General features: G+C 68.6%; 11 protein-coding genes. 4 read left to right on the top strand and 7 right to left on the bottom strand.

What is annotated here, in order from left to right; genetic code table 11:
- Nucleotide 1: 1 nt before the first annotated feature.
- Nucleotides 2–2,623, bottom strand: a complete 2,622-nt coding sequence (locus HBE64_RS06130; protein ID WP_167099125.1) for an ATP-binding protein — start codon at nucleotides 2,621–2,623, stop codon at nucleotides 2–4.
- Nucleotides 2,620–3,771 (bottom strand): exonuclease SbcCD subunit D, encoded by a 1,152-nt coding sequence (locus tag HBE64_RS06125; RefSeq protein WP_167099122.1) that lies wholly within the window; start codon nucleotides 3,769–3,771, stop codon nucleotides 2,620–2,622. The genes HBE64_RS06130 and HBE64_RS06125 overlap by 4 nt, the downstream gene beginning before the upstream one ends.
- A gap of 116 nt (nucleotides 3,772–3,887) precedes the next feature.
- On the opposite strand from HBE64_RS06125, the gene HBE64_RS06120 reads away from it, so the two are divergent.
- Nucleotides 3,888–4,364, top strand: a complete 477-nt coding sequence (locus tag HBE64_RS06120) for a histidine phosphatase family protein (protein WP_167108789.1) — start codon at nucleotides 3,888–3,890, stop codon at nucleotides 4,362–4,364.
- A gap of 28 nt (nucleotides 4,365–4,392) precedes the next feature.
- Here HBE64_RS06120 and HBE64_RS06115 read toward each other — a convergent pair whose 3' ends face one another.
- Nucleotides 4,393–4,905, bottom strand: coding sequence for a DUF3558 domain-containing protein (locus tag HBE64_RS06115; protein WP_208300653.1), 513 nt, complete (start codon nucleotides 4,903–4,905; stop codon nucleotides 4,393–4,395).
- Between the two features lie 41 nt (nucleotides 4,906–4,946).
- Nucleotides 4,947–5,498: a DUF3558 domain-containing protein gene (locus HBE64_RS06110; RefSeq protein ID WP_167099116.1), complete on the bottom strand. Its 552-nt coding sequence runs from the start codon at nucleotides 5,496–5,498 to the stop codon at nucleotides 4,947–4,949.
- A 154-nt stretch (nucleotides 5,499–5,652) separates the two neighbouring features.
- On the opposite strand from HBE64_RS06110, the gene HBE64_RS06105 reads away from it, so the two are divergent.
- Complete coding sequence (locus HBE64_RS06105; protein ID WP_167099113.1) at nucleotides 5,653–7,398, top strand: ABC transporter ATP-binding protein; 1,746 nt, start codon at nucleotides 5,653–5,655, stop codon at nucleotides 7,396–7,398.
- An 11-nt stretch (nucleotides 7,399–7,409) separates the two neighbouring features.
- Complete coding sequence (locus HBE64_RS06100) at nucleotides 7,410–9,299, top strand: ABC transporter ATP-binding protein (protein WP_167108786.1); 1,890 nt, start codon at nucleotides 7,410–7,412, stop codon at nucleotides 9,297–9,299.
- On the opposite strand, the gene HBE64_RS06095 is transcribed toward HBE64_RS06100, so the two are convergent.
- Nucleotides 9,296–10,720, bottom strand: coding sequence for an APC family permease (locus HBE64_RS06095; protein ID WP_167099110.1), 1,425 nt, complete (start codon nucleotides 10,718–10,720; stop codon nucleotides 9,296–9,298). The genes HBE64_RS06100 and HBE64_RS06095 overlap by 4 nt on opposite strands.
- A gap of 35 nt (nucleotides 10,721–10,755) precedes the next feature.
- Nucleotides 10,756–11,853, bottom strand: a complete 1,098-nt coding sequence (locus tag HBE64_RS06090; protein ID WP_167099107.1) for an alcohol dehydrogenase catalytic domain-containing protein — start codon at nucleotides 11,851–11,853, stop codon at nucleotides 10,756–10,758.
- Between the two features lie 125 nt (nucleotides 11,854–11,978).
- Between HBE64_RS06090 and HBE64_RS06085 the strand changes: the two genes are divergently transcribed.
- Nucleotides 11,979–13,430, top strand: a complete 1,452-nt coding sequence (locus HBE64_RS06085; RefSeq protein ID WP_167099103.1) for a CdaR family transcriptional regulator — start codon at nucleotides 11,979–11,981, stop codon at nucleotides 13,428–13,430.
- On the opposite strand, the gene HBE64_RS06080 is transcribed toward HBE64_RS06085, so the two are convergent.
- Nucleotides 13,427–13,984, bottom strand: coding sequence for a hypothetical protein (locus HBE64_RS06080; protein ID WP_167099100.1), 558 nt, complete (start codon nucleotides 13,982–13,984; stop codon nucleotides 13,427–13,429). The two genes, HBE64_RS06085 and HBE64_RS06080, sit on opposite strands and share 4 nt — an antisense overlap.
- Between the last annotated feature and the right edge of the window lie 107 nt (nucleotides 13,985–14,091).

Raw genomic sequence — 14,091 nt, 5'->3', positions numbered from 1 at the left:
CTCAAGCACTCAGTTCGATGAGGTGTGCCTCTTGCACGCCGAGATAGCGCGCCGGCGTGCATGTCAGCACGATGACCTGCCCGTGGTTGCCGACGGTGTCGAACACCGCGCCCATCTTCGTCAGCCGCTGCGGATCGGTGAACCCGAGTGCGTCGTCGATGATCACCGGCACGGTGTCCTCCTTGGCCACCAGCGCGGCGCCGGCCAGCCGGGCCAGTATGCCTAGCTGCTCCTTGGCGCCGCCGGACAGCGAGTCGTAGGGCACCGTGCAGCCGTCGAGCGTGCGGTTGCAGATCCGCAGGGCGCTGTCGACCTCGACTTCGAACGTCGGGCCGAAGACGGGCTTACCGAGCCGCTCGATCTCCTTACGGAACGGTTCGACGTACCGCTGGCGGGTGTCGTCGCGGTGCCGCGTCATCACCGACCGCAATAGATGTGCCGACCGGGCCCGCTGCGAGACCCGGTCATGCTCGGCGCGGGCGTGCTGCAGCGCGGCCTGCGCGGCGTCGAGGCTGCCTTGGCGGCCTTCGCTGCCGATGACGCCGAGTTCGACGGTGAGATCGTTCAGCGCGCGCGCGATCTCGTCGGTGTCGCGCTGCAGTGTCGCTGCCGCACTGCCCGCCGCGGCCTGCTCGGCCGCAACGGCCGCCGGGTCGGCTGCCGCATAGCGTTCGGTCAGCTGCGCGGCCGCGGCCTCCGCCAACCGCTTGGCCTCGGCATCGGCGGCGGCCTGCGCGGCCACCTCGTCGTCGCCGGTCGCTGCCCGCAGTCCGGCCAGCCGCTCGCCCAACGTGCCCAGCTCCGCGGCGGCGTCGGCGGCCTTTGCCGTGAGAACAGTTGCGGCAGTGGACTTCGCGACCCGCTGAGCCTGGGCTTCGGCAGCGACCCGCGCATCGGTACCGGCTTGCACCCTCGCCGTAGCCAGGGCTTGCTCGGCAGCGGTGAGCGCAGCATGTGCGGTGTCGCGGTCGACGGCAACCGTCGGATCAAACCCGGCCCGCAAGCTAGCCAGCCGGCACCGCAGCTGCTCGACGTCCTCCCCGCCAAGCAGAGCGCTCACCGTGGCCGACGCCTGATCGCGGCTGCTGATCAACTCGCGGCGGCACCGGTCGATATTGCGGGCGCCGTCCAGATCAGTGGCACCGCCCTGCTGCAGAGCTTCAGCGAGGAGCCCTTGCGCGGCAACGACTTTCTCCTGGATTCCGGCGGTGGTCGCACCCGGGTCGACGCGGATGCTGAGCAGGCCGGGCAGCTCGACGGTGGTCGCGGCGGACACCGGCGGCGTCCAGCGCTGCCCCGCGGCGAGCCGCACCACCTCGCCGTCGACGGTCAGTTCCAGCTCGGCAGCCGCGGTGAACTCGACGGTGGTGGCAGTCGAGGCAAGCTGGGCCTCGCAGCGCTGCACCAGAGCCGCCGCCGACTCGATATCGGCCATTACCTCGACGGTCAGCGTGATGCGGGCGAGCTGTGCGTCGATCTGGCCGAGTTCGGCTTGCGCACTGTCGATCCGGGCGATCTGGGCGGCGAGCCGATCGGCCTGCTCGCGGCCGGCCAGCGTGGCCACCACCCGCTGCGCCGTCTCCAGCAAGGCCTGTGCCGCGTCCACCTCGGCTGCTGACGCCGCCGCTGCGGCAGCAGCGATCTCGGCGGCCTCGCGTGCCGTCGCCGCGGCGTCGAGCGCAGCGGCCACCTCGGCGTCCAGCTCAGCGATCCGCGCGGCGCGGGCCTCGACCTCGCTGCACAACCGGGATCGCTCGGCCTGCGCCGCCGCCGACGCCGCACTGGTGGCGGCTGCCGCCCTGGCGACCAGGGTGGCGTTGTCGAGTTGGGTCCGCAGTTCAGTCAGTGCCGCGGCCGCGGCGTCGGCGACCGCGCAGCGCTGCGTGACGGCGTCCCGCTGGCCCGAGAGGGCTGCCAGCTGTTCGGCCAACTCGGCGTGACGGGCCACCCGCTCGTCGACCTCGGCCATCGCCGCCGCACAGCGGGCCACCTCATCGTTGGCGGCCTTCAATTGGCCGATGGCAGAACCCCATTCACCGGTCGGCTTGCCGGTCGCGGTGAAGTACCGGGCGTATTCGGCATCGATGCGTTCGATGAGCAGCGAGTCGGCCCCTGACGCGTCCGGGGTGTCGGTCGCATCGCCGGCGGCCACATCCAGTGCCCGCGACAGCGCGTCACACCCGGACAAATCCACCGCCGCCGTCGACCCGGCCTGCAACACCCGCTGGGCGTGCCACAGCTCGGTATCCACTGTCTCGGCCAGCATCGCCAGCACCCGGTCGTGTGCCTCGTCACCGGTGAGCTGTTCGCGGCGCGGCTCGAGGATGGTCAACTCGGTCTTGGGCCGCTTGTGGAAGCACTTGGTGTAGACGAATCGGTATGGGCCCGTGCTGATCTCGGCTGACACCTCGGAGCCGACATCGGCGTGGGTGGGCTTGACCTGCTTGACGTCCTTCTTGGTCGAACGGTCCTTGGACTCCAACAGCAGATCGAGCGCCTCGATCATTGAAGTCTTGCCGATCTCGTTGGCGCCGCAGACCACGACGACACCGTGGTCGGGAAAGTCGATCTCGCGGTGGGTGATTCCGCGATAGTTGGTCAGGACGAGCCGATGCAGTTTCATGCCGCCGTCCCCCCGGCCAGCCGCAGCAGCAGCCCCAGCGCGCCCTGGGCGTCCTGGGCCGCCTCCCCGCTGTCGCCGCGGGCGGTGTCGAGCAGCTCGCCGAGCGCCGCCGCGGCGAACCCGCCGATGCCGAGGTCGTCGAACTCGCCGTCGGCCGGCATCACCGCGAGGTCGGTGTGGCGGTCCCAGGTGCCCAGATAGGCGAACAGCCGGGAGTACTTGTCGAGGCAGGCGTCCAGCGCCGCCCGGTCGGTGACCGTGAGCGTGCCGGTCAGCCCGAGCTGGACCACCGTGCGGTCCTTGTCGGCCATCAGGTCCAGATTGAGGTCCAGGTCCGCGATGTCGCGGCTGTCATTGACCGGCCGGTGCAGCGTCAGAAACCGCCAGCGCCCGACGTCGCGGGTCTGCACCGAGACGGGATGGGCCGGATCGCTCTCGTCGACGTCGACCACCAGCACGTGACCGGGGTCGGCTTCGACGTGGTCGTAGTTGGTGACCTCCGGTGACCCGGAGTACCAGACCCGTCCGCTGTCCCCGACACAGGTGCGAGAGTGCTTGTCCCCCAACGCCACATAGTGGACGGCACCGCGCTCGATGGCGTCGGCCAGACCGGCCATCCGAATCAGCGACACCCGGGTGGGGTCCGGGTCGAGAATGTCTACGCCGCCGTGGGCGACGACCACCCGGGTGGTTCCGTCGGCGGGCACGTCGGCCAGCACCGCGCCGACGAGGTCGGTGGTCGGCGACTTCGAGCGCCACGGCGCGACGACGAGTTGCACACCGGGACGCACGTCCCACAGCCCGGCCCGGTCGAGAACCACGACGTTGTCCGGACGTTCGGCGGTGAACAGCGCACTGGTGTAGACCGAGGACGCGTCGAGCGGGTCGTGGTTGCCGGGCAGCAGATACACCGGCACACCGATGGCGCGCATGGCTTCCAGTGACTGGCTGATCACCTTCGGGGCAAGTTGGTTGTGCTCGAACACGTCACCGGCGACGACAACGAACTCCGCGCCCGTCTCCCGCGCCAGTGCGCCGAGGCCGGCCACCGCGTCCCGCCGGGCAGCCGAATAACGCGGCTGGGCCTCCCCCTCCAGGAAGTGCCGCGTCATGCCGAGCTGCCAGTCGGCGGTGTGCAGGAATCGCATGGGCCGCAGTGTATGGCGGCCCGCCGACAAGTCCCGGGACCTCGACCGGCATGTGCGACGTGGGTTGTCCGACACCCAGCTAGCCTGTCTGCGTGAACACCCGAACGCTGGTCGTCATGCGCCACGCCAAGTCGGATTACCCCACCGGCGTCGTCGACCATCAGCGGCCGCTGGCCCCGCGCGGCATCCGGGAGGCCGGGCTGGCAGGCGACTGGCTGCGCGCCAACGTTCCGCCGATCGAGCTGGTGCTGTGCTCATCGGCGACCAGGACCCGCCAGACCCTCGACCGCACCGGCATCACTGCACCCGTGGAGTATTCCGACCGGCTCTACGGCGCCACCCCGGGCACCATGATCGAGGAGATCAACGGCGTGCCCGATGAGGTGAGCACACTGCTGGTCGTCGGCCACGAACCGACCGTCTCGCAGGTGGCGCTCGGCCTGGCCGACCCGCAGGACTCCGATCACGACGCCGCCGCGCAGATCTCGATGAAGTTCCCCACCTCGGGCATCGCCGTTATGCGCGTGCCGGTCAGCTGGTCAGCGCTGGAGCTCAGCAGCGCCGGGCTGGTGACCTTCCACATTCCCCGTTAGATGGTCTTCGCGCAAGCGCTCATCCCCGTTAGGAGTTGGTGGCGAGCGTCAGCTCCATCAGCTTGATCGCCTGGCCGCACGCGTCGATACCCGGCGCCTGCGGGTTGACCCACCAGCCGACCACACCGGCGGCGTCACTGGCCACACCGCAACCCCCATTGGGGTCGCTGGTGCGCATCACGATCGACTGCACGCCGGCAATCGCGCGGCTTTCCACCTGGTACTTGAGGAATCCGGCGACCTGGCGCTCGTTGTCCAGGCTGCCCTGCTCGTACCAGAACCGGGTGATGTCGACCAGACCAGCCGGGTTTGCGGCCTGCCAGCGGCACACCGCACCGACGAAGGTGCTCTGGATGTCCAGCGGGTCGGCACCGACGGTCTTGGCCAGGATGTCGGTGGTCAGGACGTCGCATTCCTTGAGAAGGTTGGGGTACTGCTGCGCGGAGTTGTCGTTGCGGTCGACCGGGCCGGACCCGGACTTGGCCGCCGTGCCGTCGACGGTGCGGGCGCACCCGGTCACCACGCCCAGGGCCGAGACCATCACCACGGCGGCGGCGACCGGACGGCGCCAGCGTGCCCCGCTCATTTGCCGTTCACAATCGTCTGCCGGGTGAGTTCCTTGGCGACGTCGCAGGCCGGCGGGAACGGCTTCTCGGCGAAGCTGACCGACCACTCGATGAAGTCGTCGTTGAACTGAATACCGATCTCGCACAGGTTGTCCCCCAGAGTCGGGTCAGTGCCAACCGCGATGAACCCGCCGTGGCCCTCGATGTTGATGTCCTCGACGCTGGTGCGCGACAGTTCCTCGGTCTTGCGTTCGCGCCCGATGGGGCTGCCGCGATACCAGGTGAAGGAGAAGTGCGGGCCGAGGATGCCGCCGCCGGCCAGCCACTGGCAGCCGACCGAGTTCTTCGCGGTGTTGACCAAGCCGGTGACCCGGGTCTGCTCGGCGATCGTCTGATCGGTGATGCCGCCACACTCGGGGAACATCGGGCCGTGCTTGGCGTTGGCCGGCGACGGCGCGGACGGCGCCGACGACTGCGGCCCTGGTCCGCTGGAGTCCGACGAGCATCCGCTCACCGCGGTCGCCGCGACGGCCAGCGCCGCTACGGCCAGTTTGCGCGCCGCTGTCATGCGCACCTGCTGCGTGTCACAGCATGCACTGTAGCGGGCACCCCCGCACGCAACCACCGACAGGCCGCTTGACCTGCCGGTTTATCGCCGAGTCGGGCGTTGCCCGCTGACACGGTTCCGACACCGCGCCGAGCCGGTATGCGACAGTAACGAGATGCTTCTGGCGCTGCTGAGACAGTATGTCCGGCCGTACCGGTGGCTGGTGGCGGCCGTCATGGCGTTGCAGATCATCAGCACGCTGGCGTCGCTGTATCTGCCGACGATCAATGCCGCGATCATCGACGACGGCGTCACCAAAGGCGACACCGCCCTGATCACCCGGCTCGGCTTGCTGATGCTGGCGGTGACCGGACTACAGGGTGTGTGCGCGGTCGGCGCGGTGTACTTCGGGTCGCGCACCGGGATGGGCTTCGGGCGCGACCTGCGTTCGGCGATGTTCCATCACGTAACCACGTTCTCTGAGCGCGAGACGTCCCGCTTCGGCGCGGCGACACTGCTGACCCGGACCACCAACGACGTCCAGCAGATCCAGGTGCTCGTCCAGATGACCGCCACGGTGCTGGTGACCGCGCCGATCATGTGTGTCGGCGGCATCGTCATGGCGATCCACCAGGATGCCGGGCTGTCCTGGCTGCTGCTGGTCAGCGTGCCAGTGCTGGCCGTGTCGAACTACTGGGTGGTCTCGCACATGCTGCCGATCTTCCGCAGCATGCAGCGCCTGATCGATGGCATCAACCGGGTGATGCGCGAACAGCTCTCCGGTATCCGGGTGATCCGGGCGTTCGCCCGCGAGCCGTTTGAGCGGGAGCGCTTCGCGGTGGCCAACGCAGCGGTGTCCGACACCGCACTGGCCGCCGGGCGCTGGCAGGCGCTGATGCTGCCGCTGACCACGCTCACGATCAACATCTCCAGCGTCGCGCTGATCTGGTTCGGCGGTCTGCGCATCGACGCCGGGCAGATGCAGGTGGGCTCGCTGATCGCGTTTCTGTCCTATTTCATGCAGATCCTGATGGCCGTGCTGATGGCCACCCTGCTGCTGCTGATCCTGCCCCGCGCCTCGGTGTGCGCCGAGCGGATCGCCGAGGTGCTGGGCACCGAGGCGGCGATCACCAACCCGCTGCTGGCGATTCATCCCACCGGCGGGGTCCGCGGCGAGGTGGTCCTCGACGGTGCTATGTTCAGCTATCCGGGTGCCGAACGCCCTGTGCTCGAAGATGTTTCGCTGACCGCACACGCCGGGACGACGACGGCCATCGTGGGCTGCACCGGGTCGGGCAAGTCGACGCTCATCGCCCTGATCTGCCGGCTCTACGACGTGACCGGCGGCGCGGTCGCCGTCGACGGCATCGACGTCCGCGACTACGACACCGAGGAACTCTGGTCTGCGGTGGGGCTGGTGCCCCAGCGCGGCTACCTGTTCTCCGGCACGGTCGCCGAGAACCTGCGTTACGGCAAAGCCGACGCGACAGAGGATGACATGTGGGCGGCGCTGCGGGTGGCGGCCGCCGACGACTTCGTGGCCGCCCACCCCGACGGGCTGGGCATGCGGGTGGCCCAGGGCGGTATCAACTTCTCCGGCGGTCAGCGCCAGCGGCTGGCGATCGCGCGGGCGGTGATCCGCAGGCCGGCCATCTACCTGTTCGACGACGCCTTCTCCGCCCTGGACGTGCACACCGATGCCCGGGTGCGCGCCGCGCTACAGGAGGTGTCGGCAGGCTCGACGGTGATCATTGTCTCGCAACGGATTTCGACCGTGATGCATGCCGATCACATCGTCGTCCTCGACGGAGGCCGGGTGGTCGGCGCAGGCACCCACGACACCCTGCTCACCGACTGCCCCACCTACGCCGAGTTCGCCGACTCCCAGTCACTCGGCGCGGGCGTCGGAGGCGGTTCGTGACCGGGCCGGGGATGCGCGGCGGCGGAATGCGCATGCTCAGCCAGGACCCCCGCCAGGCCCGCTCCCGCGACTTCAAGGGCTCGGCACTGCGTCTGCTCGCCCGGCTGACACCACAGCGCTGGCCGGCGGTGGCCGTCATCGTGCTTACGATCGGTGGCATCGCGTTGGGCGTGGCAGGCCCGCGCATCCTCGGGCACGCCACCGACCTGTTGTTCAACGGGGTGATCGGCCGCCAGTTGCCGGCCGGCATCACCAAGGAGCAGGCCATCGCCGCGGCCAGGGCCCGCGGTGACACCACGTTCGCCGACCTGCTGTCGGGCACCAACGTGGTGCCGGGTCAAGGTGTGGACTTCGACGCGGTCGGTCGGACGCTGCTGTTGGCGTTGGCCCTGTATGTCGTTGCCGCGCTGTTTGTCTGGGTGCAGGCCCGGCTGCTCAACGTGATCGTGCAGCGCACGGTGCGGGCACTGCGCGCCGACGTGGAAGCCAAGATCCACCGGTTGCCGTTGTCCTACTTCGACTCCCGCCAACGCGGTGAACTGCTGAGCCGGGTCACCAACGACGTCGACAACATCCAGCAGTCGGTGTCGATGACCATCAGCCAGCTGCTCACCTCGGTGCTCACGGTGTTCGCGGTGCTGGCCATGATGCTGACCATCTCGCCGCTACTGACGCTGATCACCGTGACGACGGTTCCGTTGTCGCTGTGGGTGACTCGCGCGATCGCCCGCCGCTCGCAGCGGATGTTCATCGCCCAGTGGACCAACACCGGCCGGCTCAACGCCCACATCGAGGAGACCTACAGCGGCTTCACCGTGGTGAAGACGTTCGGGCATCGCGCCGCGGCGCAGGAGAAGTTCCGCGAGTGCAACGACGACGTCTACGACGCCAGCTTCGGCGCCCAGTTCTTCTCCGGGCTGGTGTCACCGGCGACGACGTTCGTCGGCAACCTGAGTTACGTCGCCGTCGCCGTCGTCGGCGGTTACCAGGTGGCCACCGGCCAGATCACGCTGGGCAGCATCCAGGCGTTCATCCAGTACGTCCGCCAGTTCAACCAGCCGCTGACCCAGGTCGCCGGGATGTACAACACCCTGCAGTCCGGGGTGGCCAGCGCCGAGCGGGTCTTCGACTTTCTCGACGAACCGGAGGAAACCCCCGATGCGGCAAGGACATTGCCGCCCAGCGTCGGACGCGTCGAGTTCGAGCACGTCTGGTTCGGCTACCGCGACGACACCCCGGTGATCGAGGACCTGTCGCTGGTCGCCGAGCCGGGCAGCACCGTGGCCATCGTCGGGCCGACCGGGGCGGGAAAGACCACGCTGGTGAACCTGCTGATGCGGTTCTACGACGTCGACTCCGGACGGATCCTGGTCGACGGCGTCGACATCACCGGCGTGAGCCGGGATTCGCTGCGGTCCCGGATCGGGATGGTGTTGCAGGACACCTGGTTGTTCGGGGGCACGATCGCCGAGAACATCGCCTACGGCCGCCCGGATGCCGGCGAGGACGAGGTCATCGAGGCGGCCCGCGCGGCCTACGTCGACCGCTTCGTGCGGACACTCCCGGACGGCTACGCCACCCGGGTCAGCGACGACGGCGGCAATATCAGCGCCGGCGAGAAACAGCTGATCACGATCGCCCGGGCGTTCCTGGCCCGCCCGCAGCTGCTGATCCTGGACGAGGCGACCAGTTCGGTGGACACCCGCACCGAGCTGCTGGTACAGCGGGCGATGATCGAACTGCGCAGGGAGCGAACGAGTTTCATCATCGCGCACCGGCTCTCGACGATCCGCGACGCCGACCTGATCCTGGTGATGCAGGCCGGCCGGATCGTCGAGCGCGGCACCCACGCCGAGCTGCTGGCCCGGCGGGGTGCCTACTACGCGATGACGCAGGCCTAGCCGACGCCTTCGAGGATGTCGGTCTCGGTTCGGCCGATGCGGTCGACGATCTCGGGGCGAGTGCGTTTGATGTGACCAAACCACACCAGCGCGATCGCCACCGTGGCCAGGAACAGGTACGGAATCACGTTGAGCGGGAAGGCAGGAACCGGGTAGACGTTGGCGAAGAAGGTGTAGGCCATCGCCACCACGGCTACCACCGCCGCGGTCCACACCATGCGGTTGGGGATGCCCGCGCGCTTGGTGTAGGCCACACAGGCTATGGCGACCAGGGCATAGGCCACCATGTAGCCGTAGGTTCCGTAGGTGTCCACCCAGACCACGATGTTCATCGGCGCGACGCCGACGACCAGCAAGATGATGTCCAGCAGGATGGCCGACGGTCCGGCCACAAGCAGCACTCGGTGCGGGGTCAGATGCATTTCATGGGTGCGGCCGAACCGCTCGGCGACCACGCCCTCCTTGCCCATCACGTAGACGATCCGGCCCACCACGTTCAGCGGCGCGACCACGACCGCGAAGAACGACGCACCGACGCCGAAGGTCAGAATCGGCGTGAACCACCCCGGCATGCCGATCTTGACGGCGATGTCCTGCAACGGACTTGCGCTGCTGGCCAGCCCGTCATGCAGCAGCGCGATCTGGGTGTAGGCGGCGAAGACGTAGAGCACGCCGACGACGATCGCGCTCCAGATGATGGCGCGGGGAATGGCGGTGTAGGGATTGCGGGCCTCGCGGCCCAGCGCGTCGGCCGAGGAGAACCCGACGAAGCCGAGGATGCCCAGCACCATACCGACCGCGACGCCCTGCACCGGAACCCCGGTCAGTGAGAACTGCGCGGGATCCCACGCTGCCGGGCCCGCCCACACCAGGGCCAACACGAGAAGGATGGTGATGATCGTGACCGAGATCAGCTCCAGCACCAGCGAGACGCGCGCGGACAGCCTGATTCCCCGGATGGTGAACAGAGTGGCCAAGCCGCCCAACACGATTGCGAGCGCGATGTGCCAGCCCAGCCCCTGGGCGGGCACCCCGATCAACGTCAGGAAGTCACTGGCGTAGGACACCGCTCCACCGAGTGAGCCGGCGGCGATCCCCCAGCAGCCGATCAGCAGCGACACTCCGGCCAGGTAGGCCCCGAACGGGCCCAGCCCTTTGGCGACATAGGTGTACAAGGATCCGGCCGACGCATTGCGTCGGGCGAAGACCACCACGCAGTAGCCGACGGCCAGGATCACCACTGTGGCCAGCGCGAAGGACAGCACGGTGCCGTTACCGGCGCTGAGGTAGATCGCTGCGGCGGTGAAGGCGATGACCGCACTCGGCGCGATGTTGGCGATCGCCTGTGCGGCAAGCTCAGGACCTGACATCACCCCCCGGCGCAGTCCGGCATCGGTCGGTGTCACAGTGGTGTTTGACATGGTGAGGCTCCAAATATGTTCGGGTTCAGACTGATTCAGGGGATGAGCAAGGTGCGGAGCGCCTCACCGGAGGCCAGGTCGTCGAAGGCTTCGGCCGCCTCGGCCAGCGGACGCCGGGCCCAGACCAGCGGATCGAGTTTGAGCTGCCCGTCCATGTAGCGGTCGACCAGTGCCGGGATGTCGATCGACGGGCGCACGGACCCGTAGTTCGACCCGAGGATGCGCTGGTCGGCCTCGGCCAGCACCAGGGGCTCGAACGACGCCCTCGCGCCGGTCGGCGGCAGGCCGACGATCACCGCGGCGCCACCCAGCCCGAGCATCCGGATGGCCTGCTCGGTGGTGGAGGTGTTGCCGAAGGCATCGAAGGCGTAGTCGACTCCGTCAGGCACCAGGGCCAGGAGTTGCTCCACGGCGTCACCACGGGAGGCGTCGATGCGATCGGTGGCGCCGAACTGCATGGCCAGCGCGGTCTTGTCGGGCATCACGTCGATCGCGACGATCCGTTCGGCCCCCGCGAGTTTGGCGCCCTGAACCACGTTGAGGCCCACGCCGCCACAGCCGATCACCGCCACGGTGGCCCCCGGCTCGACCGCGGCGGTGTTCAGCACCGCACCGACTCCGGTTGCGACCGCGCACCCCACGACCGCGATCACGTCCAGTGGCGCGTCATCGCGAACTTTGACCGCACCGGAGGCCGGAACGACGACTTCTTCGGCGAACGACGAGACGCCCAGGTAGTGGTGCAGGTGCTCGCCGTCGCGGGACAGCCGCGACGTGCCGTCGAAGAGAACCCCCTTGGGCGCGACGACGGTCGCGACTTTCTGGCACCGCGCCTCGTGCCCGGAGCGGCAGTAGCGGCACTCACCGCACGGCGGCACCCAGGAGAGCACCACATGGTCGCCGACTGCCAGCGAGGTGACGCCCTCCCCCAGCTCGACGACGATCCCCGAGCCCTCATGGCCCATCACCAACGGAGCCGGGGCATCCCACTCCCCGCGCTTGACATGCAGGTCGGAGTGGCAGACACCCGCCGCAGCGATCTTGACGCGAACCTCACCGGCTTTGGGCCCGGCGAGTTCGACGTCGACGTGCTCGATGGGCGTGTTCTGGTCCCGAAAGACAATGGCTTTCACTTCAGATTCCTCGCGGCAGACGGCGTAGCTCGAACGCACCGAATGCTAGGGAGCCGATCATCGATTCGTCACTGTGAAAATGTGTGGATTCGAGATCTTGATTCACCACTTCGTACACTCAGGCCATGGCGTATGACGTGCGGACCGTCGCGGCCTCCCTCGGATCCGAACTGGCTCTCGGTGACGTCGACGCCGGCGTCACGGTCAACGATGTGGTGCCGCTGGACAAGCTGGTGGTGGCCAGCCAGCCCGGCTTCGCCAACACCGTCGTCGGCAGCCCCGACGCCTTTGCCGAAGCACTGGCCGACGGTGCCCGCGCATCGCACCTGACAACCTGCGTTGCGGTAGTCGCCGGAGCCCCGGCCGGGCCCGATCTCAAAGCGCATCTGGCCGACAACGGCATCACCACGATCTACGCACCGGACCACGGTGTCGAGCTCGCCCTCCTCACCGTCGCGGCCCGGATCGCCGCCGACCAGGCAGCCGAAGACCGCCGTGTCACGACCGGGACCAAAGTGCTGACCCAGGTCGCTCGCCGCGGCGGCGTGGTGGCAGTGGTCGCCGAGATGGCGCACCGAATCGACGGCTGGGCTGTGCTACTCGATGCGCGCGGCGAGGTCATCACCACTGCGGGCGCGGGCAGCCTGCACGTGCGCGACGCTGTCGCTGTTGCGCTGCGCCGTCCGGTCCGAGTACGCCACACCGGCCTTCAGGTCCATCCGGTCGGGCAGGGCGAGGACATCAGCGCCTACCTTGTGATCGGTGCGCGCGGACCGACCAGCCGCAGTCGGGACCTGGCCTCCCAAGCGGCGGCACTGCTGGATCTGCTGTTGCGCACCGCCGACAATCCAGCTACCGAGCGCCTCGGCAGGGAGGTGATGCTGACGACGTTGCTACGCGGCGGACAGGAAGCATCCGCACTGCTGCGACGCTGGGGCGTTCACGAGACATCGCTGACAGCGTTTGCCGTGGCATCACGATCACGAACCATCGATCCCGAAGCGCTCGCGATCCGCTGGCTAGACGATCTGGGCGCCGCCCACGTGCTCGCGAAGCTGGACTCCCACGTGCTGGGGTTCATTCGCGACGATCGCGCGCAGGACCTGGCCGGGATCGTGCAACAGCTGAGCACCGACAGCCGGATGCCCCTTCGCCTCGGTCTGGGCTCTCCGGCCAAAACTCAGCTACTGGCGCGGTCCGCCGCTGAAGCCACGAAGGCGCTGGACGTCGCGGTGGTCGATGCGCGCCCCGTGGTCTGGTACCAGTCGCTGGCGACGGTGAGCTACGTGCTCGACCATCTCGACGACGGCTCGACGGCTCGCATCGCCGCCGTCCTCGACCCACTTCGAGACGAGCATGGCCGCCACGGCGAGCTGCTGCGCACGCTCGAGATCTATCTGGCCGAGCACGGCGTCTGGGGAGCGACCGCCACCCGGCTGGGCGTGCACCGCCAAACCCTGGCCAGTCGAATCCGTCGCGTCGAGGAACTCACGGACCTGTCCATGGCCAATCCCGACGACCGCACCACAGCGTGGCTGGCGATTCGCGCGCTGCAGACCACCGACGCGCAGGCTTAGAGCCCGGGGCCCTCGGCTCGCAGCTCGTCGACCTCGGCCATCGCCGAGCGCAGCTTGGACAGCCACTCCTCGGCGTGCTCACCGACCAGCCGCACACTCCACGCCAGGGCATCCGAGCGTGAGCGTGCCACGCCGGCGTCGACGAGGGTATCGAGCACCTGCCGCTCGGGTTGCTTGAGCCGGGTCATCACCGGAACGGCTATGTGGGTGAACAGGATTCGCTCGCCGCCGGCCTCGACACCCCAAGACACCTTGCGGCCGTACTTGTCCTGAGCCTGGTCAGCGATCCGCATGCGTTCGGCGCGGGTGTCCTCCCGGAAACGTGATGCCCGGCCGGAGGCGCGGGCCTCGGATTCGGGTGCCTCGGCGGGCTCGGGCAGCCGGCCGACGACGGTGATCTCTTCGCGGTCGACGACCACGGTCGGGTCGCCGGCGAACCAGGTGTCGGGCAGCCGCCCGGCGAACCATTCGGCGGCGTCGGTGGCGTCGGGTTGATCGGCCTGCTGCCAGCCGCCGGGACGGCCGGGGCGGCGATGTGTGTGCTGATGCTTCATAAATTACATGATTACAGTGTTGCACTAGCTGCGCCACTGTTTCACTGCAAGCGAACTCGGCGTCCACTGTGGGCCCTATGTACGGAAAACGACCCGGGGGCGTACAT

The sequence above is a fragment of the Mycobacterium sp. DL592 genome (assembly GCF_011694515.1).
Classification (GTDB): domain Bacteria; phylum Actinomycetota; class Actinomycetes; order Mycobacteriales; family Mycobacteriaceae; genus Mycobacterium.
The sequence above is the reverse complement of the archived record's forward strand: the minus strand, read 5'-3'. Positions and strand labels throughout refer to the sequence as shown.